Raw genomic sequence first — 20,711 nt, forward strand, 5'->3', positions numbered from 1 at the left:
GGAGGAAATCATGTTCAGAAAAATCCTCATCGCCAACCGTGGCGAAATTGCCTGCCGGGTGATCAAGACGGCGCGCAGGCTTGGTGTCCGCACTGTCGCGGTCTATTCGGATGCGGATGCGGGCGCGCAGCATGTGGCCATGGCGGACGAGGCCTGGCGGCTGGGTCCGGCACCGGTGGCCGAAAGCTATCTCAAGGCGGAGCGTATCATCGAGATCTGCCGCCAGTCGGGCGCAGAAGCAGTGCATCCGGGCTATGGCTTCCTGTCGGAGAACCCGGATTTCGTCGAGGCGCTGGAGGCGGCAGGCATTGCCTTCATCGGCCCCAGCGCCAGCGCCATCCGCGCCATGGGGCTGAAGGATGCCGCCAAGGCACTGATGGAAAAGGCCGGGGTGCCAGTGGTGCCGGGCTATCACGGCGACAATCAGGATGCCGGTTTCCTTCAGGAGCGCGCCGATGAAATCGGCTATCCGGTGCTGATCAAGGCCCGCGCGGGCGGTGGCGGCAAGGGCATGCGCCGGGTGGACCGGCGCGAAGACTTCCGCGCCGCGCTGGAGGGTGCGCAGCGCGAGGGCGCGGCGAGCTTCGGCGATCCGCGCGTGCTGATCGAGAAATATCTGATCAAGCCCCGCCACATCGAAATTCAGGTCTTCGGCGACAATCACGGCAATGTGGTGCATCTGTTCGAGCGCGACTGCTCATTGCAGCGCCGCCACCAGAAGGTGATCGAGGAAGCCCCTGCCCCCGGCATGCCGGAGGCGATGCGCGCCGCCATGGGCGCTGCCGCCGTCAAGGCCGCACAGGCCATCGGCTATTGCGGGGCCGGCACAATCGAGTTCATCGCCGATGTATCGGAGGGCCTGTCGCAGGACCGGTTCTACTTCATGGAGATGAACACCCGCCTGCAGGTGGAGCATCCGGTGACGGAATACATCACCGGGCAGGATCTGGTGGAATGGCAGCTGAAGGTGGCCAATGGCGAGCCCCTGCCCCTGACGCAGGACCAGCTGGCCATCCAGGGCTGGGCCTTCGAGGCGCGGCTTTATGCGGAGGATGCGGAACGCGGCTTCCTGCCGGCCACCGGCACGCTGACCCACCTGCGCCTGCCGGAAGACATGGCCCGCGTTGATTCCGGCGTGCGGCAGGGCGACACGATCACCCCATGGTATGATCCGATGATCGCCAAGATCATTGTCCACGGCCCGGACCGCAAGACGGCACTGGCCCGGCTGCTGGCAGCGCTTGAGGCAACGGAAGTGGCGGGCTCGGTCACCAATGCCGCCTTCCTTGCAGCGCTCTGCCGCCACGAGGGCTTTGCCGCCGGAGACGTGGACACCGGCCTTATCAGCCGCGATCAGGAGGCGCTGACCGCACGGCCCGGCACGCCGCCCGTGGTTCTGGCGCTTGCCGCCCTCACCAGCCTTGGCCTGACGCGCCCTGCCGCCGGACAGGACCCGTGGGAGCGGCTGAGCGGCTGGCGGGCCTGGAGCGCAGCACGCCAGTTTGCCGTGCTCGACCACAAGGGCACGCGGCTTGAAGTCGAGGTGCACAGCCTTGGCCGCAGCCGCTTTGCCGCCCATGTGGCGGACAGCGTTCTGGAGGTCGAAATCACCCATGTGGAGGACGGCACCATCCGTTTCGACATGGGCGGCCACCGGGACAAGGCGCGCATTGCCGATATGGGCGCGGCCATCTCCGTCTTCCACGGCGGTGAGGCCTTCGAATTCACCCGCGCCGACATGCTGTCCGGCGAGGATGAGGGCGATGCAGCCGGTGACCGGCTGATTGCCCCGATGCCGGGACTGGTGAAGGTGCTGACTGCCGCCATGGGGCAGGCCGTGACACGCGGCGAGCCGCTGCTGATCCTGGAAGCCATGAAGATGGAGCACACGCTCACCGCCCCGCGTGACGGGGTGATTGGCGATGTCTTCGTCAGCGAAGGCGAACAGGTGACCGACGGCACGCTGCTGCTGGCCCTTGCACAGGAGAGCGCCGATGCTGCCTGAAGCTGACAGCTATGACGCCATGCGGGCGGCCTTCCGCTGGCAGATCCCCGAGCGCTTCAACATCGGCACCGCCATCTGCGACCGCTGGGCGGATGCAGAACCAGACCGCGAGGCCATCACCTATGTGGCCGAAGACGGCACCGCCACCCGCGTCAGCTATGGCGAGCTGAAAGCCCTGTCCAACCGCATGGCCAACCTCTTCCGCGCCCGGGGTCTTGAGCGCGGCGACCGGGTGGGCGTGCTGCTGCCGCAGAGCGTCGAAACCGCCGCCGCCCATATCGCCGCGCTGAAATGCGGGGCGGTCACCATTCCGCTCTTCACCCTCTTCGGCGAAGAGGCGCTGGAATACCGGCTGTGCAATGCGGGGGTGAAGATCCTCGTCACCGATGCAGGCGGCGCAGCCAAACTGGAGCGCCTGCGGGACAAGCTGCCCGCCCTCACCACCGTATTCTGCACCGGCGGCGCCCATCACGGCGCGGAGGATCTGGCACGGTCCCTGACCGGCCACGAGACCACCTTCACTCCGGTGGACACCGCCGCAGAAGATCCGGCCATCATCATCTACACCTCCGGCACCACCGGCCAGCCCAAGGGCGCGCTGCATGGGCACCGGGTGCTGCTGGGCCATCTGCCCGGCGTGGAAATGAGCCACGATTTCCTGCCCCGCCCCGGCGACCGGTTCTGGACCCCGGCGGACTGGGCCTGGATCGGCGGGCTTCTCGATGTGCTGATGCCCGCGCTCTATCACGGCATCCCCGTGGTTGCCTGCCGCTTCCGCAAGTTCACCGGGGAAGCGGCCTTCGAGCTGATGGAAAAACAGAACATCCGCAACGCCTTCCTGCCGCCCACCGCGCTGAAGATGATGCGGCAGGTGGAAAGCCCGCAGACGCGCTACAAACTGGCCCTGCGCTCCGTCGCCTCGGGCGGGGAGACGCTGGGGGCCGAGCTGATCGCCTGGGGCCGCAAGGTCTTTGGCCTGACCATCAACGAGTTCTACGGCCAGACCGAGTGCAACATGATCGTGTCGAGCTGCGCCGCCATCATGGAGGCGCGCCCCGGCATCATGGGCCGTGCCGTGCCCGGCCATGAGGTGGACGTGGTGACGGAGAAAGGCGAACTTGCCGCCGATGGGGAGCAAGGGCTGATCGCCGTGCGCGGGCCGGACCCGGTGATGTTCCTTGGCTACTGGAACAACGAGGCTGCCACCCGCGCCAAGTTCCTCAACGGCTGGATGCTGACCGGCGACACGGGCGTGCGTGATGCAGACGGGTGGCTGCGGTTCGTGGGCCGCGATGATGACGTGATCACCTCCTCCGGCTACCGCATTGGACCGGGCGAGATCGAGGATTGCCTGCTGCGCCATCCCGACGTTGCCATGGCAGGCGTTGTCGGCAAGCCGGACCCCCAGCGCACGGAAATCGTCAAGGCCTATGTGGTGCTGAAGGCCGGGGTGGAGCCTTCGGACAGCCTCGCCGGTGACATTGCCCGATTCGTCAAGACACGCCTTGCCGCCCACGAATACCCCCGCGAGGTGGAGTTTGTGGACGCCCTGCCCATGACCACCACCGGCAAGGTGATCCGCCGGGAACTGCGCCAGCGGGCGAGCAACGAACATTCCGGAGAAGCGTCATGACCGGCTTCGTCACCCTGTTCGAAATGGCCCCCCGCGACGGGTTGCAGAACGAGAAGACGCTGATCGCCACGGCAGACAAGATCCGCCTTGTGGACATGCTGAGCGCCTGCGGCTTTGCCAAGATCGAGGTCACAAGCTTCGTCAGCCCCAAATGGGTCCCGCAGATGGCCGATGCCGCCGATGTGCTGGCGGGCATCCACCGGCGGCATCAGACCGCCTATACGGCCCTCACCCCCAATGTGAAGGGCTATGAGGCCGCCCGCGCCGCCGGTGCGGATGAGGTGGCCGTGTTCGGCTCGGCCTCGGAGGGCTTTTCGCGCAAGAACATCAACTGCTCCATCGCCGAAAGCCTGGAACGCTTCCGCCCGCTGGTGGACAAGGCGCTGGAAGATGGGATCCCGGTGCGCGGCTATATCTCCTGCGTCACCGATTGCCCCTATGACGGCCCGACCCCGCCGGAAAACGTGGCCGATGTTGCTGCCAAGCTGCTGGCCATGGGCTGCTACGAGATTTCCCTCGGCGACACCATTGGCGCAGGCACGCCGGAGACCATCGCCCGGATGCTGGATGCGGTGCTGGAAAAGGTGCCCGCGCAGAAACTCGCCGGGCATTACCATGACACCAAGGGGCTGGCCCTCGCCAATATCGAGGTGAGTCTTGAAAAGGGCCTGCGTGTCTTTGACGCCGCTGTGGGCGGGCTCGGCGGCTGCCCCTATGCCCCCGGCGCGAAAGGCAATGTCGCCACCGAAGCCGTCGCGGCCCTGCTGGCAGACAAGGGGTTCGAGACCGGCCTCGACAGGGAGAAGCTGGCAGAAGCCGCCGCCTTTGCCCGCACGCTCAGAAAGGACGCATAAAATGAGCGGCACTTACGAGACCATCCGCCTTGAAACGGATGCCCGCGGCGTTGCCACGCTGACGCTCGCCCGCCCGGACAAGCACAATGCCCTATCGGCGCAGATGATTGCCGACCTGACCGGCGCCGCCGCGCAGCTTGCCGCTGACAGCACCGTGCGCGTGGTAATCCTCACTGGCGAAGGTGCAAGCTTTTGCGCGGGCGGTGATCTCGACTGGATGCGCGAGCAGTTTACCGCTGACCGCGCCACCCGCATGGCCGAGGCACGCAAGCTGGCGCTGATGCTGAAGGCACTGAACGAATTGCCCAAGCCGCTGATTGGCCGTGTGCAGGGTCAGGCCTTCGGCGGCGGCATCGGCATGATGAGTGTCTGCGACGTGGCCATTGCAGCGGAAGGCGTGAAATTCGGCCTGACCGAAACCCGCCTGGGCCTGATCCCGGCCACCATCAGCCCCTATGTGCTGGCCCGCATGGGTGAGGGCAAGGCGCGGCGCGTGTTCATGTCCGCCCGGCTGTTCGATGCGCAGGAGGCCGTGGCGCTGGACCTCGCCGCCCGGGCCGTTGCGCCTGAAGAGCTTGACGCCGCTATCGAGCGCGAGGTGAAGCCCTATCTCTCCGCAGCGCCCGGCGCCGTTGCCCGCGCCAAGCGCCTCGCCCGCTCGCTCGGAACGCCAGTCACAGATGCTGTGATCGAAGACACCATCCGCCAGCTTGCCGATTGCTGGGAAGACCTCGAAGCCCATGAAGGCATCTCCGCCTTCTTCGACAAGCGCAAGCCGGCGTGGGCCTGACCTTCCCGCTGCTCTTCAAGTCAGAACGGGAAGAACAGGGGGATGGCCACCATGGCCACAAAGACAAAGATGATGTTCAGTGGCAGCCCGACGGTGATGAAGTCGCGGAACTTGTAGCCGCCGGCGCTATAGACGAAGGTGTTCGTCTGATAGCCGATGGGCGTGGCGAAGCTGGCGCTGGCGGCAAACATCACCGCCATGATGAAGGGCCGGGGGTCAAGCCCCAGCTGCTGCGCCAGGGAGATGGCCAGCGGCCCGACCAGCACCGCCACCGCATTGTTGCTGACCATCTCCGTCAGCGCCGAAGTCAGCACATAGACCATGGCCAGAATGACGATCGGACTGGCATGGCCCAGCACATGCATCACCCCATCCACCACCAGCTGCACAGCCCCGGTCTTTTCCATTCCGATACTGAAGCCAAGCATGCCGTAGATGAGGAAGAGAATATTCCAGTCGATGGAATCGAAGGCATCCTGCGGCTCGATGCAGCGTGTCATCATCACGAGGACCGCCCCGATCAGCGCCAGCCCCTCGATGGGCATCACATTGAGCGCGGCCAGAACCATGACACCCAGAATGGACGCAATGGCGATGGGGGCCTTCTGACGGCGGATCGGGCTTTCCTGCGGGGCAGAGAGGTTGATCAGCCCTTCGCTCTGGGCCAGCCGCTGCAGGCCTTCGGCCGGCCCTTCCAGCAGCAGCGTATCGGCGAAATGCAGGCGGAGCGTGTTGATTTCCTTGGAGATATTGCGGTCCTGCCGGTGCACGGCCATCACATAGACGCCATAGGTGCGGCGCAGGTCCAGCGAATTGAGCAGCCGCCCGATCAGGCGCGAATTGGGGCCGACACTGGCCTCCAGCGTGATGCTCTGATCGGCGGCAACCGGCTCGAAGCCCTGGTCGGACACATCGCGGAATTCGATCTGCCCGTCTTCCTTCAGCGCCAGAATCTCGCCCGTACCGGTCTTCACCACGATGCGGTCACCGGCCTGCAGGGTGATGCCGTCCAGCCTGTTGCGCAGTGACTGTTCGCCGCGCAGCACGTCCACCACCCGGCTCTGGCTGTTGGTGAAAGGCAGTTCACTCAGTGTCTTGCCCACATAGCGCGAGCCCGCCGGCACCAGCAGCCGCGCCATGAAGCGGCGCGAGCCGCCCTGCCCCAGGACGCCTGCCATGGACTGGCGCTCAGGCAGGAGATAGCGCACGGCAAAGAGCATGTAGACAAGGCCGACAGCGGCGAAGACAAGGCCGATACCCGTCATCTCGAACATGCCGATGGCCGGCAGCCCGGCCTTTGTCGTGATGCCGCTCATCAGGATGTTGGTGGAGGTGCCCACCAGCGTCAGCGTGCCGCCGAGAATGGCCGCATAGGACAGCGGAATGAGAAACTTCGACGGGGCAGAGCCCAGCTGCGCCGAAACCGCGATCATCACCGGCGCCAGCAGGATGACCACGGGCGTGTTGTTCATGAAGGCCGAGGCGATGATGGCCATCACCATCATGATGAAGACGGCCCTGAGATAGGAACCCTTGGCCGATGCGCCGAGCCAGTCGCCCATCACCTGCAGAACGCCGGTCCGCTCCAGAGCTGCACTGAGGATGAACATCATGGCGATGGTGATCGGCGCGCCGGAACTGAAGACGGACAGAAACTCCTTGGTGTCGATGATGCCGACCGCCAGAAGCACGGCCGTGCCTGCCAGGGCGGTCACCTCCGGCGGATATATTTCCTTGAAAAAGCTGAAGAGAACGAGGCCAAGAAGGGCGAAGACGATAAACTGGTCAAGTGTCATGTTCGGACAACGCGCCTTTCAGAGCCGCAGGTTCGACGGCGGAGCCTAGCACCGGCAGCGCTTGCGTTGAAGCAACCGCCGGACAACTGTTTCACAGGCATAGCAATGCCATGCCACGGCGGGCGGTTCCCGGAGAATGCAGTTCTCCGCTGGCGCAAGGAAAACGCCGCCCTCTTCAAAGGCCCGCCCGTGAGCTTGTCTGCACCTGCGCCCCGGAGGCACCGGCCTGCTGCCCGGAGAGCTGCCCTGACAGCTGCCCGGAACGTTGTCCAGAACGCTGACGGGCCAGAAGCTCCAGCCCCTCGCGCACGGTGCGCGGCATCTCCGGCGGCAGCGGCATGAAGCTTTCCTTGGGGGCAACCTTGCCATAACGCTTTTCGCGCACCCGCCGGATGCGCCGCTTGCCGCGCTCTGACAGGCCTGCAGGCAGGTCAATGCCGGCACGGTCCATGTCGATGAAGATGCGCTCCAGATCCGGGATTGCCTCGGTGGAGATGATGAAGGTGGACCCATCCTTGCGGCGGAAGGTCAGCGCCGTGGATTCACCGGAGCCGCCCAGCAGCACGACAGCCTTCTCAGCCCCCAGCATGGCCGCCGCCCAGTCCAGCGCGCCGCGCACGTTGCGCAGCTTCAGCTCGACACGGGCAAGATCCGTATACCGCACCCGGATGACACGGCCGAGCTCCGTCACCTCGAAGCCATTGCCGAAGAAGCGGATCCAGGAGGTTTCCTGCCGCACGGAAATCATGAAGACCGGGATCGACAGACCGGCGGGCAGAAGCAGCAGCAGGAACCACAGTCCGGCGCTGCCCGGCACCAGCCCCGCACCGGCAAAAGCCGCAGTAAACAACGGCACACCGATGGCAAAACCGATGAGATCAGAGGTGAAGATCGACGGTTTCCAGCGCGGCTGCACCGCCCCTGTGGGTGGTTTGCGGCGCGGCAGCGACGTGTGGAGCCCGACCGCCCCGCCAAGGCAGACAAGCACCGTGAAGGCACTGAACACGGTCAGCCCCCCGGCGAGCCCCAGAACCGCCAGCCCCATGGCCCCCGCACGCCGCGCAAGCTCAATGGTTCCCGTCTCGCCCAAACACCCCTCCGCCCGGCAGCCCTGAAAGCCCTGCCGAATCACACCCGGCACACAGGCGTTAACCATGGCCTTGTCAAGGCAGCAAGGTCAAGATTGCGGCGCAAATGGGCGGTGGTGTTTGGCAGGTTAGGGGGGTGACGCTTCCCCCAAAGGTCAGTCAGATATCCCGGCCCGGAGCAGGAGGAAGCGTCAGCTCCGCCTTCTCCCGCATCGGTGATCCCTTCCTTAACGGCACCCCATTGCTTCCGTCTTGCCTTTGACTTGTTTGAAGAACTGGCGCTGCCGGCACCGGCCGTAAACGCGGCCGCGCATTTGCCTGCAGCGCTTACCTCGGCGAGAGCACCGGACATTAAGAAGAGCGGGACTTCGTTCGAACTTGTGAAAGCTCCTTACAAGTTGCCGCTTTCTCCAGATCACCCGCTTCAAAGAAGCCGTGAATCTGCTGTGTGACCGCCTGTCTGCAAACCGCAAAACAAGATCGAACTCACATTCACAATACGATCAAACTGGAAAGAAGTGGTGCCGCTGATAGGACTCGAACCTACGACCCCATCATTACGAATGACGTGCTCTACCAACTGAGCTACAGCGGCTTATCCGGTGGGAGCGGTTGAAGCTCTTGCGGATGATGTCCGGCGCAAGGCGCGGAGACCGGCACCGCTTGGTGCGGTGGTGCGCGCTTGATAGCGGAGGCGGGGCGGGGATGCAAGAGGCTTTCTTGCAAGATTGTCACCGCCCTTCCCGCCTGTGAATGCTTCAGCATCCGCGCGGCTGCGGGCGGAGTTTGACGGCCTGCTGCAGGACGCGCACCACAGACGATCAGGCGGATTGCTGCCGCAAAGGCCGGGGGCCTTGCACTCACTCCACGCCAGAGGGTTACGGCCAGATAAAGCGCGGGTCGACCAGCATCCGGAAGATGCGGTAGCGGTGCGTCCCTCACAGGTCCCGGCACAAGGCCGGGACGGTGCGTGGGGCAGCGCTGCTCCCCGCCTCAGTTCACGAACTTCGGCTTGGGCAGAGGTACGTCGTCGGCGGCATCCGGGCCCGGATCATCCGGCAGGCGGGGGAAGGGATAGGTGGCGGGGCGGACGGGGCTGCCCGCATTGTCCGGCGCCGGCGCATCCACCGGCTGGCTTGCCGCCGGGTTGATCACGTCAGCCGGCGCCACGGCTGCGGCAGAAGCCGGTGCGGCGGCAGGCTTGCCCGGCTGGGGGAAAGCAGCGCCGTTGACGGTTGCCGCAGCAGCCCCGGCCGGCTTGACGGCAGGCTTCTCACCGGGCGCTTCCGCCGGTGTTATGGCAGGTGTTGCGGCAGGCTCTGGTGTCAGGTCCATCACCGGTTCGCCCCCGGCTTCCGGCTTGGGCGCACGCACGGGCATGTCGAAGGGGCCACTGGGGCGGGCAGCCTCTGCGGCTGCCTCCTGCGGCGCGGCAAGGCCGGGGCGGTCGAACAGGGCCTCATCGGGCAGGTCCAGCGCCAGCGCACCGGACGGCGCAGGCGGCGTATCCCAGACGAAGGCATCGAGGCGCCCCGTGACCGGCGAAACCGGCGACCAGACGGAGGACACAACGCCATCGGCAATCCACGCCTTGTCGAGCGGCGCGCGCACGGCACGGGCGAGCCACTCACGCATGCGGCCCTTGTCGCCGCTTTCGGCTTCTTCCAGATCCGCCATCAGCAGGAAGGCATTACGGGTGGGCTCGGAGCGCAGCACCTTTTTCAGCTGGGCGCGAGCCTCGGCGAAGTCACGGGCATCCAGCGCCACACGGGCAATGGCAAGCGCACCCTCCGCCGTGTTTGGGCGCAGGGCCGCCAGCGTCTTCACCCGCTTCAGCCGGTCGGCAGCAGCATCACCAATGCGGGCATGGGCATAGGCCTCAGCCAGATCGGGATGCGGTGACAGGCGCCAGGTGGCTTCCAGCACCTTGGCCGCCTTGCGCACATCGCCCTTGCGGGTCGCAAGGCGGGCGGTGAGGGCAGCGGCGGGCACCAGATCAGCGGCCAGCCCATGGGCCTCGCGGGCGAGCTGCATGGCCTGATCAGGATCGCTGTCCTCCAGCTCCAGGGCCCTTGCCGTCAGAAGCACGGCGCGCTGGCGGCGGTAGGCCGGCTTGCCGATGAGGCGGGCGGTGTAGTTCTTGTCCAGGGTGGCAATGGCCGCTTCCCAGTCGGAAGCAACGGCCTGATAGCCCAGGACCGCCTGTCCGGCCCAGTCGAGGCCGGGCTGCGCCCGCAGCGCTTCCTCGGCATAGTGGCGGGCCGCTGCAGAAGCGCCTTCACGCTCAGCTTCGATGAACAGGCCATGCAGACCGAGAACACGGGTGCGCGGATCTTCCAGCATGCTTTCAAAGCGGCGGCGTGCCTCGTCCCGGTCCCCGGACATCTGCGCGGCCTGCGCGATCAGCAGCTGGGCGGCCGGCTCGCCGGGCAGCAGCTTGCCGGCCTCAAGGCCATGCTTGCGGGCAAGCTTTGCGTTGCCCGTGCCCAGCGCCAGCAGGCCGGAGGACAGGGCCTGATAGCCCCGGTCGCGGCGGCGGCGGCGGAAGAAACGGCTGGCAATCTTCGGCGAGCGCAGCACAGTAAGGCCGAGCCAGACTGCTGCGAGGAACAGCACCAGCCCCAGAATGACGACCACAGCCACGGTGGCCGGCGGCTGCTCCCAGATGTAGCCATTCCAGGTGACGGAGACCATGCCCGGCAGATCGGCGAGCCAGGCGAACCCGAGCGCGGCGGCGAACAGGGCGGCGAAGAAGACGAAAACGCGGATCATGCCAGTCCTCCGGGCTGCGGGTCGGGTCAGCTGCCCTTGCGGGCGAGGCTGGAGAGAACGTCCTTCGAAGTCTTTTCCGTAAGCTCATCAACGGCCACACGGGCGCGGGCCGAATCGGCCCAGTCCGCGCCCGCTGCCTTGGCCGCTTCCGGCAGTTCGTCATAAGCGGCCAGCGCGGCAGGCAAGTCCCCGGCAGCAACGGCATTTTCCATGCGCCGCAGAGCAGCCTCAGGCCCCTGCCCGCTGGCATCGCCCGGTCCGCGCACGGTGAAGATGGACGCGGCGCTGGAGGTCAGGCTGCCCAGGATCGACCCGTCTTCGGCTGGCTTGGCAAATGTGGCATGGATGGCGCGGGCAACCGGGGCAAACTCCGCCATCAGCTTCTGCTGCGGGGCAATGCCCTGTGCCGCATGGCTCTCCAGCAGGGCAATGTCCGCCCCTTCAGGCAGGCTGGCGCGCAAGGCGGCCAGTTCCGTCTCGAAGGGCTTGCCCGCATCCACCGCCGTCTTGAGCGCCGAGACGGCAACGGCGCGCGCCGCCATTTCGCGGGCGGTGGCATCGCCCGTGGTGCTTTCCATGGCAGCAAGGCGCTGGGTCAGCGCAGCAGCCTCAGCCTTCAGCGCGTCGAGGGATTTGCGGCTCTCTTCCGTGGCGGCTGTCAGCTCCGCCGAAAGGCTGGTCAGCGTGCCGGCATTGCGCCCCTGCGCGTCGGAGACCATGCGGATAGCCGCTTCCGTGCTGGTGGCAGCCGATTGCAGCGCGGCCAGAGAAGCAGACAGGCCGTCGATGGCCTGCTGCATGCTGTCGAGCCGTGCGCTCAGCTCCACATTACCTGCCGGAGCAGCTGCAGCCGGGGCAGCGCCATCCCCTTCCGCAGGTGCGGTGGCGGCCATGCCATCCACCCTGCCGCGCAGGGCATCCAGCTGGCCGGTCAGCTCGGCAAGGCGCGAGGACGTATCACCGCGCAGGGCGTCAATGGTCTGGGTCAGGCGTGTATCGAGGCTCGCCAGTTCCTCCGGGACGGGAGGCTGGGCACCACCCTGTGCCTGACCTTCAGCCGGAGCCGCAGCCTGTAATTCGGCAAGGCGGCGCTCCAGCGTGTCGAGACGGGTGGCGTCCAGCGCCGCCTGTTCGGCAACCTCTGCACTGAGCCCGGCGCGCAGTGGCAGGTAGCCTGCCAGATTGAGCCCGTAGCCGGCGCCGAACACGGCGGCACTCACCAGCAGCGAGGCGGCCAGCGCACCACCGAAACCGATGGAGGCAGCCGCCGGCCGGTGTGGCTGCGATGAAGACGGCGCCCGCCCGGCCTGAGCCGTGGCAGAAGACGAGGCGGATGCAGCGCCCGGCTCAGCGCCTTGCCCGGAAGCGCTGGCTCCAGCAGGCTTCTGACCTGCCGGATTCTGGTTTGCCGGACCCTGGCCTGCCGGGCTCTGCGAAGCTGCGGAAGCGGCCGACGGCTTGGCGGCACCGGCCGCGCTCTGGCTGGCAGCAGCCGGGCCCGCCTGTGCGGCAGAGGCTGCGGATACAGCGGCTGGCTTGGCCGGAGAGGTGTCCTTACCCGCCCCGGATTTGCCTGTGCCTGCGGGCTCATTGGCAGAACCGGCGGCAACTTCAGCCGCAGGCTTCTCTGCGGCAGCCGTGGAAGACCGGAATTCCGGTGTGGGCCCGGCCGCCTTTGCAGGCGCCTTGGGCGTTTCCGGTGCATCTGTCTTGGGCGTTTCGGGTGTGGTTCCGGATTTTGCCCCGGTCCTGGCAGATTCGGTCCTGGCAGATGCGGTCTTGGCTGCTTCCGCCTTCGCCTCGCCCTTGGCCTCCACCTTCTCCGGCACCAGATCGATGGTCACCGGACGGCGGGAGCCGCCTGCCGCGCCGGACGAAGATGGGCCGGTTGCAGATTCGGAGCCTTTGGCGCCCTGACCGGGCTTGTCCTTTTCGGAAACCATGACCTCTTCCTCCTGTGGCATGACCGGCTTCAGGGCCATCAACTATACACAATACCGGCAGGGCAGGAACCGCTGACCCGGCGTGACATGATGTCTAACCGGCGCGAGCAGGCCACCCAGCCAGTTAACAGCGGTTTAAGGCGCGCAGGAACAGAGCCTCCTCGTCCGGCGTCTCCGCCCATTCCACAGGCCCCAGCGCCGTCAGCGGCGCCCCGGCCTTGGCCGACAGCGCCACCATGCGCGGCAGCATGACAGGCGCAAGGCCGCGCAGCAGATTGGCACAGACCTCGGCGGAACGGGTGGAATAGGCGAGCAGAATGTCGATCTCGCCCTTTACCAGTGCCTCATTGACCTCATGCGGCCAGCTGGCGACCGGATCGGCCTGATAGACCTCGATCAGGCGGCAGCCGATCCCGGCGGCGGCCAAGTGCTTTTCCAGATCGCCCGAGCGGTCCCGCGCACCAAAATAGAGAATATCGCCGCTGCCGTGGCAGGCCTCGATCAGGCGCGACAGATCCCTGGCATCGCCGCCGGCGCTCAGCACCGAGGTGAAGCCCAGTTCCCGCGCCGCCGCCGCCGTGCGTGCACCCACCGTATAGACGGCAAGGCGCGCCAGTTCCGGCAGCTGGCGGTGCCCCGCCAGCGCGCCAATGGCCTGCGAACTGGTGATGGCCAGCGCATCGACACCACCGAGATCGATCTCGTCCGGCGCACGGCGCACGATCTCCAGCGCGGGCGCCTCGATCACCTCATGCCCCATGTCGCGCAGACGCGCGGCGGTTCGGGCACAATGGGGATAGGGCCGGGTGACGAGAATGCGCATGAGGAACCTCAGTACCGGAAGAAGGCAGGACCACCGAGAGACTGCAGAATCTGACCTGCCTCGCAGCCAAGCTCGAAGGCATCGTCAACTCCGCCCTCGCGGGTGACGGCATGGTGCTCGCTTCCATCCGGGCGCAGGATAATGCCCCGGAAGCGCAGGCGGTTCCCGTCAACTTCCGCCAGCCCGCCAATCGGCGTGCGGCAGGAGCCATCCAGCACCGCCAGGAAAGCGCGTTCGGCAGTGAGCCGGATTTCCGTGTCACGGTCATGAATGGGAGCGAGCAGCTTCAGCGTCGCCTCGTCATCGATGCGGCTTTCGATGCCGATGGCGCCCTGCCCCACTGCGGGGAGAAAGTCGTCCGTATCGAGCAGGCTGGTGATGATATGCGCAAGGCCAAGGCGGCGCAGGCCGGCATGGGCCAGAAGCGTGGCATCCACCTGTCCCTCCTCCAGCCGCTTCAGCCGCGTCTGCACGTTGCCCCGGTACATCACCACCTCGATGTCCGGGCGCAGGCGCTTGATCATCGCCTGACGGCGCAGGGAGGACGAGCCCACCACCGCGCCCTGCGGCAGATCCATGAGGTGCTTGGCCTTGGGCGAGATGAAGGCATCGCGCACGTCCTCGCGCGGCAGAAAGGCCGTCAACGCCAGCCCCTGCGGCAGCACGGTGGGCATGTCCTTGGAGGAATGCACGGCCAGATCGATGCGCCGCTCGATCAGGGCCTCTTCGATTTCCTTGGTGAACAGGCCCTTGCCGCCCGCTTCCGAAAGAGGCCGGTCCTGGATCTGGTCGCCCGAGGTCTTGATCACGACAATCTCGAAGTCGTCCTCCTTGAGGCCATGGGCGGCGGCGAGCCGGTCACGGGTTTCATGGGCCTGGGCGAGTGCGAGGGCACTGCCACGCGTTCCGATGCGCAAAGGTTTCGATTGCAAGACGAAGGATCCGGGTGCTAGGGGCTGACCATTGAATTCATGATGACAATAGGTTCTCTAGCGCCATTGTCCAAGGCGGCACAATCCCGGATTATACGGGGCGGGCCGGATTGGGGCACCGGAGCACCTTTTGAGACACCGGCAAAGCCCGTGAAACCACGGCAGCCGCGACGGCGGGCAGGACCCCATGCTGACAGTTCTTGGCATCGAAACCAGCTGCGACGAAACCGCCGCCTCCGTGGTGCGCGGGCCGCAGACGCCCGAAGTCCTCTCCAACGTCATCCGCTCTCAGATTGACGAGCACACCGAGTTCGGCGGCGTGGTGCCGGAAATCGCCGCCCGCGCCCATATCGCCGTGCTGGACCGGATCGTGGCCGAAGCCATGGCGGAAGCTGGCGTCAGCTTCGATGACATCGACGCGGTGGCCGCGACCGCGGGCCCCGGCCTCATCGGCGGTGTCATCGTCGGGCTGATGACGGCCAAGTCCATCGCCATGGCTGCGGGAAAGCCGCTCATCGCCGTCAACCATCTGGAAGGCCATGCCCTGACGGCGCGCCTCACCGACCAGTTGGACTTCCCCTATCTGCTGCTGCTTGTTTCGGGCGGGCACACCCAGTTCCTGCTGGTCACCGGCATTGGTGCCTATGAGCGGCTGGGCAGCACCATCGATGATGCCATCGGCGAGGCCTTCGACAAGACCGCCAAGCTGCTCGGCCTGCCCTATCCGGGCGGCCCGGCGGTGGAGCGTATGGCCGCGCGCGGTGATGCCGGCCGCTTTGCCCTGCCCCGCCCGCTGATGGACCGGCCCGGCCTCGACATGTCCTTTGCCGGGCTGAAGACGGCGCTGCGCACCACGGCGCAAAAACTGCAGCCGGTGGACGAGCAGACCGTCTGCGACCTTTGCGCCGGGTTTCAGAAGGCGGTTGCCGACGTGCTGGCCATCCGCACCCGCGCCGCCCTTGCCCTGTTCCGCGAGCGGTTTGCCGGGGCGGAACCCGTAATCGTCGTGGCGGGCGGCGTTGCCGCCAATGGCGAGATCCGCCGTGCGCTGACATCTGCCGCCGATGCGGCCGGAGCCCGCTTCATCGCCCCTCCGGCCCGGCTGTGCACGGACAACGCCGCCATGATCGCCTGGGCCGGGATCGAGCACATGGTGGAAGCCCGCCGCACGGGCGCCTCCCTCAACGGCATGTCCTTTTCCCCCCGCCCCCGCTGGCCTCTCGACGAGACCTCCGCCGGTCTGCTGGGCGCGGGGAAAAAGGGCGCTAAGGTTTAAGAACATCAAGGCTCTGAACGAGGCACCAAATGGCAAAGACCCAGAGTGGTGATCTTGCGAAAGAGGATATTCTCACCCGCATCGAGACATGGGCAGGCGGAGAAGCTGAGGCTCTGCACTGGTATCGTTCCTGCCCCATTCCAGCTTTCGATGGCAGGACAGCGGAAGCGCTCGTGAAGGCGGGGCAGTCTTCCGCCATATGGGACTATCTCGACAACTTAGACCGCGGCGCATGTTCATAACCCGGTTCCCTTCTCCATCCGGAGTTGCTAGGCAGGGGCGGTTTTGAAGGATGGATACTGCCATGCATGTGCGCCACAAGGCCTATGTCTACCTCACCTGCGGGCGCAAGCTGCTGGTTTTTACCCAGCCGGATCAGCCGGAAATCGGCCTGCAAGTGCCCGGCGGCACGCTGGATCCGGGCGAGAGCCACCTCATCGGCGCGAGGCGCGAATTCTTCGAGGAAACCGGGCTGACATTGGACGGCGCCCTTGATCACCTCGCTGACCAGGACCACGTGTTCGACAATGGCCGGGGGCGTGATCTGCACAAGCGCCGCCATTTTCACGCCACGGTGCCGGCGATTCTCAAGGACGAGTGGGAACACTACGAAATGACGCCGTGCGATGGCGGCGATCCGATCCGCTTCCGCCTGTTCTGGCAGGATCTGTTCACCGAGGTGGACCCTGCCGTGTTCTACGAGGGCTTCGGCGCACAGATCGGCCTGCTGCGGCAGCGCCTGCAAGGGAGATAGACCATGGCCGGGATCGAGACCATTGCCGTTCTGGGCGGCGGTGCCTGGGGTACGGCGCTGGCGCTTTCTGCCGCGCGTGCGGGCCGGTCCGTCCTGCTGTGGGCCCGCGATCCCGCCCTTGTTTCAGAAATCCGCGCCCGCCAGACCAACAGCGCCTATCTGCCGGGCGTCACCTTCGACGAGCCTCTGACGGCCACCGGCGACATCACCGAAGCGGCGAAGGCCGATGCCATCCTGCTGGTGACACCGGCCCAGACCACACGGGCCGTGCTGACGCCGCTGGCAGGGCTTCTGCGCCCCGGCACGCCGGTGGTGCTCTGCTCCAAGGGCATCGAAAAGGGCACCGGTAACCTTCTCACCGGCACGCTGGCCGAAGTGCTGCCGCAGGCCCATCCGGCCGTGCTGTCCGGCCCGAGCTTTGCCGCCGATGTGGCGCGCGGCCTGCCGACGGCCGTAACGGTTGCCGCCCGTGACGGCGCAATGGCTGATGCGCTGGCGCTGGCGCTCGCCTCCGCCAGCTTCCGGCCCTATGCCTCAAGTGACATCATCGGCACGCAGGTGGGCGGGGCGCTGAAGAACGTTCTGGCCATCGCCTGCGGCGCGGTGGCGGGGCGCAAGCTCGGCGCCTCGGCGCAGGCCGCTCTCACCGCACGCGGCTTTGCCGAACTGACACGTCTGGGCCTTGCCATGGGCGCAAGGCCGGAGACGCTGACGGGCCTTTCCGGCCTTGGCGACCTGGTGCTCAGCTGCTCTTCCACCCAGTCCCGCAACTTCAGCTTTGGCCAAAAGCTGGGCGAGGGCCGTACGGCGGAAGACCTGCTGAACGCGGGCGAAAAGCTGGCAGAAGGCGTGTTTTCCGCTGAAATCGCCGTGGAACTGGGCGAGCGGCACGGGGTCGATCTGCCGGTCTGCAAGGTGGTGGCCGATGTGATCGCCGCCCGGCTGACCATTGACGAGGCGCTGAACCGGCTGATGAGCCGCCCGCTGCGGCGCGAGGCCGGAGCCTGACGCAGGCTGCCGCAAGATTTGCGTGAACCCCGGCGATTTTGCCGCTTCATTCCACCGTCAAATGTTCTAACCTGCGGCCCAAACAGGAGGTTCTTCCATGCTTTATGCCCTGATCTGCACCGACAAGCCCGGCGCACTGCAGACGCGCCTCGACAACCGCCCGGCGCATGTGGAATTTCTCAAGGCCATGGGCAGCCGCCTGAAGGCGGCTGGTCCCTTTCTCGATGACGCCGGCAACATGACCGGCAGCCTCGTCATCATCGAAGCGGAGAACCGGGACGAGGCCCTCGCCGTTTCGCAGGAAGACCCCTATGCCCGCGCCGGACTTTTTGCCTCCGTCGAGATCCGCCCGTGGAACTGGGTGATGAAGAACCCGGAGGCGCAGTGACCGTGAAATACTGGCTGATCAAGTCCGAGCCGGACGTGTGGTCCTGGGAAATGCAGAAAGCCAAGGGCGCTGCGGGCGAGGAATGGACGGGCGTGCGCAATTATCTGGCCCGCAACAACATGCGTGCCATGTCGCTGGGCGACCGGGCGTTCTTCTACCATTCCAACATCGGCAAGGAGATTGTTGGCGTGGCGGAAGTGTGCAGCGGCATCGCGCAGGACAGCACGACGGATGATCCGCGCTGGGACTGCGTGCATTTCCGCGCCGTCTGCGACATGCCGAAACCCGTCACGCTGGCCGCCGTCAAGGCCGAACCGCGCCTTGCCCAGATGGCCCTCGTCACCTCCATGCGCCTGTCGGTGCAGCCGGTGACGGAAGAGGAATGGAAACTGGTGTGCGAGATGGGCGGGCTCGATCCGAACGTCTGATTCCCTTTTCCCGCAGTTCAGGAGACCGGATTGACCGGCATTGCAGACCCGAAGCACTTCATCGAGACGAACACGGAAGTGCTCGCCGTCCCGCATGCCAGCGAAATCCGGCTCCACCTCGCCAGCGAAGCCATGGACCTGTGGCAGAAAACCGAGGATGAACTGGGTGAAATCGGCCTGCCGCCACCGTTCTGGGCCTTTGCCTGGGCAGGCGGGCAGGCGCTGGCGCGCTATCTCCTCGACAATCCGGATCTGGTGCAAGGCAAGACGGTGACGGATTTTGCCGCCGGCTCCGGCATTGTCGGCATCGCCGCGATGATGGCAGGGGCCGCTTCGGTGACGGCCGTGGAAATCGACCGCTTTGCCATCGAGGCCATCCGCCTCAATGCGGCGCTCAACGGCGTCCGTCTGTTCACGGAGCTGGGCGACATCACCGGCACTCCGCCGCCGCAGACGGACCTGATGATCTGCGGCGACGTGTTCTACGAGCTGCCCATGTCGCGCAAGCTGATTGCCTGGCTCGACCAGCTGGACGAGGCCCGCACCCTGATTCTCGTCGGCGATCCGGGCCGCTCCTATCTGCCGAAAGACAGGCTGGAGCATCTGGCCACCTATACGGTACCGGTGAGCCGCAGCCTTGAGGATTCGGAAGTGAAGAAAACCAGCGTCTACCGCTTCCGGCCAGCCTAGGGAGCCTGATCCAAAGGCGCCTGCGAACAGCCTCTGCTGCAACGCCGCATAAAGCAGCTTGCGCTTTTTGCAGGCAACCCCTCCTATAGAGATCCCTTTCCGCCAGACCATTCTGGCAAGAAAACCTGCTTTGCCGGCCCGAACCGGCAGCATCAAGTCCCCCGAGGAGCCTTCCATGCCGGTCGTCAACCGTATTGCCGATCTTGCCGATGAAATCGCCAGCTGGCGCCGTGATTTCCATGAAAACCCGGAAATCATGTACGAGACAGTCCGCACAGCCGCCAAGGTTGCTGACCTGCTGCGCAGCTTCGGGCTGGACGAGGTGGTAACCGGCATTGGCAGGACCGGCGTTGTCGGCGTGATCCGGGGCAAGAACGGCGGCGCTGGCAGGGTGATTGGCCTGCGCGCCGACATGGACGCCCTGCCCATCGAAGAGATGACCGGCCTGCCCTATGCATCGAAGACGCCGGGCAAGATGCATGCCTGCGGCCATGACGGCCACACTTCCATGCTGCTGGGCGCAGCGAAATACCTCGCCGAAACCCGCAATTTCAACGGCACGGCGGTGGTCATCTTCCAGCCGGCCGAAGAGGGCGGCGCAGGCGCCAAGGCCATGATCGACGACGGGCTGATGACCCGCTGGGCCATCGATGAAGTTTACAGCCTGCACAATCTGCCCGGCCTGCCGGTGGGCGAATTCGCCATCCGCAAGGGGCCGATCATGGCCGCAACCGATGAGTTCCGCATCACCATCACCGGGCGCGGCGGCCATGCGGCCAAGCCGCATGAGACGGTCGATCCGATCATTACCGGCACGCAGATCGTCAGCGCCTTGCAGACCATCGCCAGCCGCGCGGTCAATCCGCTCGATTCGGTGGTCGTCTCCGTCACGATCTTCGAGGCAGGTACGGCCTTCAACGTCATTCCCGAAACGGCAACCCTGCGGGGCACCATCCGCAGCCTGACCGATGCCACGCGCGATCTGGCGGAGAGGCGCCTGAACGAGATCGTCAGCGCCCTGTGCACCGCCTATGGCGCCACGGCCGAGATCGAATTCCGCCGCGGCTATCCGGTCACCGCCAACCACGATGACCAGACGGACTTTGCCGTCAGCGTCGCCGAGGAAATCGCCGGACCTGAGCGGGTGCAGCGCGAGACCGAACCGATGATGGGCGGCGAGGACTTCTCCTACATGCTGCTGGAGCGCCCGGGCGCCTATATTTTCGCCGGAAACGGCGACAGCGCCAGCTTGCATCACCCGCGCTACAACTTCAATGACGGGCTGATCCCGTCCGGAAGCTCCTATTTCGTGCGGCTGGTGGAAAAAGCGCTCGCCGCCTGATCCTGCCGCGCATCTGACATCGCCTGCCCCGGCTCCGGAACGCCACCGGAACCGGGGCAGGCAATGTGCGAAGCAGGGTTTCATGTGCTGACCGTTCATGCCACCCTCTCAGAAAGCTTCGGAAAAGCTTCCTGCATCATCCTTAGGGATCATGCTTTCATTCTCTTCTGGCAGGCAGCCAAAGAGTTT

The 20,711-nt window shown here is 65.9% G+C and carries 18 protein-coding genes and 1 tRNA gene; 12 read left to right on the forward strand and 7 right to left on the reverse strand.

What is annotated here, in order from left to right; all coding sequences use genetic code 11:
- The first annotated feature begins 10 nt into the window (after nucleotides 1–10).
- From ASC48_RS10685 to ASC48_RS10700, 4 genes are read left to right on the forward strand one after another with little or no spacing between them, the layout of a single operon-like run.
- Entirely contained in the window at nucleotides 11–2,005 is a 1,995-nt protein-coding gene (locus ASC48_RS10685; RefSeq protein ID WP_055455745.1) for an acetyl/propionyl/methylcrotonyl-CoA carboxylase subunit alpha, read from the forward strand.
- Nucleotides 1,995–3,638 carry an acyl-CoA synthetase gene (locus tag ASC48_RS10690; protein ID WP_055455746.1) on the forward strand — a complete coding sequence of 548 codons (1,644 nt, stop codon included), beginning with the start codon at nucleotides 1,995–1,997 and terminating at the stop codon, nucleotides 3,636–3,638. The genes ASC48_RS10685 and ASC48_RS10690 overlap by 11 nt, the downstream gene beginning before the upstream one ends.
- Nucleotides 3,635–4,492: a hydroxymethylglutaryl-CoA lyase gene (locus ASC48_RS10695; protein ID WP_055455747.1), complete on the forward strand. Its 858-nt coding sequence runs from the start codon at nucleotides 3,635–3,637 to the stop codon at nucleotides 4,490–4,492. Before ASC48_RS10690 ends, ASC48_RS10695 begins: the two co-directional genes overlap by 4 nt.
- Nucleotide 4,493: 1 nt before the next feature.
- A complete protein-coding gene (locus ASC48_RS10700; RefSeq protein WP_055455748.1) occupies nucleotides 4,494–5,282 on the forward strand; it encodes a crotonase/enoyl-CoA hydratase family protein in 789 nt (262 codons plus the stop codon).
- Nucleotides 5,283–5,302: 20 nt separating this feature from the next.
- On the opposite strand, the gene ASC48_RS10705 is transcribed toward ASC48_RS10700, so the two are convergent.
- The 7 genes from ASC48_RS10705 to hemC form a co-directional block, all read right to left on the reverse strand.
- Nucleotides 5,303–7,078: an SLC13 family permease gene (locus ASC48_RS10705; protein WP_055455749.1), complete on the reverse strand. Its 1,776-nt coding sequence runs from the start codon at nucleotides 7,076–7,078 to the stop codon at nucleotides 5,303–5,305.
- A 175-nt stretch (nucleotides 7,079–7,253) separates the two neighbouring features.
- Nucleotides 7,254–8,168: a hypothetical protein gene (locus tag ASC48_RS10710; protein WP_208975658.1), complete on the reverse strand. Its 915-nt coding sequence runs from the start codon at nucleotides 8,166–8,168 to the stop codon at nucleotides 7,254–7,256.
- A 517-nt stretch (nucleotides 8,169–8,685) separates the two neighbouring features.
- Nucleotides 8,686–8,761 (reverse strand) — tRNA-Thr (locus tag ASC48_RS10715).
- A 398-nt stretch (nucleotides 8,762–9,159) separates the two neighbouring features.
- Nucleotides 9,160–10,938, reverse strand: a complete 1,779-nt coding sequence (locus ASC48_RS10720) for a heme biosynthesis protein HemY (RefSeq protein WP_055455750.1) — start codon at nucleotides 10,936–10,938, stop codon at nucleotides 9,160–9,162.
- Nucleotides 10,939–10,964: 26 nt separating this feature from the next.
- On the reverse strand, nucleotides 10,965–12,881 hold the full coding sequence (locus tag ASC48_RS10725) for a COG4223 family protein (RefSeq protein WP_167345133.1): 1,917 nt from the start codon (nucleotides 12,879–12,881) through the stop codon (nucleotides 10,965–10,967).
- Nucleotides 12,882–13,005: 124 nt separating this feature from the next.
- Nucleotides 13,006–13,704 (reverse strand): uroporphyrinogen-III synthase, encoded by a 699-nt coding sequence (locus tag ASC48_RS10730; RefSeq protein ID WP_055455752.1) that lies wholly within the window; start codon nucleotides 13,702–13,704, stop codon nucleotides 13,006–13,008.
- An 8-nt stretch (nucleotides 13,705–13,712) separates the two neighbouring features.
- Nucleotides 13,713–14,636 carry a hydroxymethylbilane synthase gene (hemC, locus tag ASC48_RS10735; protein WP_055455753.1) on the reverse strand — a complete coding sequence of 308 codons (924 nt, stop codon included), beginning with the start codon at nucleotides 14,634–14,636 and terminating at the stop codon, nucleotides 13,713–13,715.
- A 187-nt stretch (nucleotides 14,637–14,823) separates the two neighbouring features.
- Here hemC and tsaD point away from each other — a divergent pair, with 187 nt between their 5' ends.
- The 8 genes from tsaD to ASC48_RS10770 all read left to right on the forward strand — a co-directional run bounded on the left by tsaD (nucleotide 14,824) and on the right by ASC48_RS10770 (nucleotide 20,522).
- A complete protein-coding gene (gene tsaD / locus ASC48_RS10740) occupies nucleotides 14,824–15,912 on the forward strand; it encodes a tRNA (adenosine(37)-N6)-threonylcarbamoyltransferase complex transferase subunit TsaD (protein ID WP_055455754.1) in 1,089 nt (362 codons plus the stop codon).
- 29 nt (nucleotides 15,913–15,941) lie between these two features.
- Nucleotides 15,942–16,154 carry a DUF2384 domain-containing protein gene (locus ASC48_RS19540; RefSeq protein ID WP_141658921.1) on the forward strand — a complete coding sequence of 71 codons (213 nt, stop codon included), beginning with the start codon at nucleotides 15,942–15,944 and terminating at the stop codon, nucleotides 16,152–16,154.
- A gap of 50 nt (nucleotides 16,155–16,204) precedes the next feature.
- Nucleotides 16,205–16,666, forward strand: coding sequence for an NUDIX hydrolase (locus tag ASC48_RS10745; RefSeq protein WP_082440086.1), 462 nt, complete (start codon nucleotides 16,205–16,207; stop codon nucleotides 16,664–16,666).
- Nucleotides 16,667–16,669: 3 nt separating this feature from the next.
- The gene (locus tag ASC48_RS10750) at nucleotides 16,670–17,674 is read left to right on the forward strand and encodes an NAD(P)H-dependent glycerol-3-phosphate dehydrogenase (RefSeq protein ID WP_055455755.1); all 1,005 of its coding nucleotides are present in this window, start codon (nucleotides 16,670–16,672) and stop codon (nucleotides 17,672–17,674) included.
- 97 nt (nucleotides 17,675–17,771) lie between these two features.
- Nucleotides 17,772–18,062, forward strand: coding sequence for a YciI family protein (locus tag ASC48_RS10755; protein WP_055455756.1), 291 nt, complete (start codon nucleotides 17,772–17,774; stop codon nucleotides 18,060–18,062).
- Nucleotides 18,063–18,064: 2 nt separating this feature from the next.
- Complete coding sequence (locus tag ASC48_RS10760) at nucleotides 18,065–18,490, forward strand: EVE domain-containing protein (RefSeq protein WP_072242594.1); 426 nt, start codon at nucleotides 18,065–18,067, stop codon at nucleotides 18,488–18,490.
- Between the two features lie 30 nt (nucleotides 18,491–18,520).
- Nucleotides 18,521–19,180: a class I SAM-dependent methyltransferase gene (locus ASC48_RS10765; protein WP_055455757.1), complete on the forward strand. Its 660-nt coding sequence runs from the start codon at nucleotides 18,521–18,523 to the stop codon at nucleotides 19,178–19,180.
- A gap of 175 nt (nucleotides 19,181–19,355) precedes the next feature.
- Entirely contained in the window at nucleotides 19,356–20,522 is a 1,167-nt protein-coding gene (locus tag ASC48_RS10770; RefSeq protein WP_055455869.1) for a M20 aminoacylase family protein, read from the forward strand.
- Nucleotides 20,523–20,711 lie beyond the last annotated feature (189 nt).

It is taken from the genome of Pannonibacter indicus (assembly GCF_001418225.1).
GTDB classification, from domain to species: Bacteria; Pseudomonadota; Alphaproteobacteria; order Rhizobiales; family Stappiaceae; genus Pannonibacter; species Pannonibacter indicus.

Excerpts from the sequence above, each read along its gene's own strand:
- ASC48_RS10685 (WP_055455745.1), top strand. The coding sequence starts at position 11 with ATGTTCAGAAAAATCCTCATCGCCAACCGTGGCGAAATTGCCTGCCGG.
- ASC48_RS10690 (WP_055455746.1), top strand. The coding sequence starts at position 1,995 with ATGCTGCCTGAAGCTGACAGCTATGACGCCATGCGGGCGGCCTTCCGC.
- ASC48_RS10695 (WP_055455747.1), top strand. The coding sequence starts at position 3,635 with ATGACCGGCTTCGTCACCCTGTTCGAAATGGCCCCCCGCGACGGGTTG.
- ASC48_RS10700 (WP_055455748.1), top strand. The coding sequence starts at position 4,494 with ATGAGCGGCACTTACGAGACCATCCGCCTTGAAACGGATGCCCGCGGC.
- ASC48_RS10705 (WP_055455749.1), bottom strand. The coding sequence starts at position 7,078 with ATGACACTTGACCAGTTTATCGTCTTCGCCCTTCTTGGCCTCGTTCTC.
- ASC48_RS10720 (WP_055455750.1), bottom strand. The coding sequence starts at position 10,938 with ATGATCCGCGTTTTCGTCTTCTTCGCCGCCCTGTTCGCCGCCGCGCTC.
- ASC48_RS10725 (WP_167345133.1), bottom strand. The coding sequence starts at position 12,881 with ATGGTTTCCGAAAAGGACAAGCCCGGTCAGGGCGCCAAAGGCTCCGAA.
- ASC48_RS10730 (WP_055455752.1), bottom strand. The coding sequence starts at position 13,704 with ATGCGCATTCTCGTCACCCGGCCCTATCCCCATTGTGCCCGAACCGCC.
- tsaD (WP_055455754.1), top strand. The coding sequence starts at position 14,824 with ATGCTGACAGTTCTTGGCATCGAAACCAGCTGCGACGAAACCGCCGCC.
- ASC48_RS19540 (WP_141658921.1), top strand. The coding sequence starts at position 15,942 with ATGGCAAAGACCCAGAGTGGTGATCTTGCGAAAGAGGATATTCTCACC.
- ASC48_RS10745 (WP_082440086.1), top strand. The coding sequence starts at position 16,205 with ATGGATACTGCCATGCATGTGCGCCACAAGGCCTATGTCTACCTCACC.
- ASC48_RS10750 (WP_055455755.1), top strand. The coding sequence starts at position 16,670 with ATGGCCGGGATCGAGACCATTGCCGTTCTGGGCGGCGGTGCCTGGGGT.
- ASC48_RS10755 (WP_055455756.1), top strand. The coding sequence starts at position 17,772 with ATGCTTTATGCCCTGATCTGCACCGACAAGCCCGGCGCACTGCAGACG.
- ASC48_RS10770 (WP_055455869.1), top strand. The coding sequence starts at position 19,356 with ATGCCGGTCGTCAACCGTATTGCCGATCTTGCCGATGAAATCGCCAGC.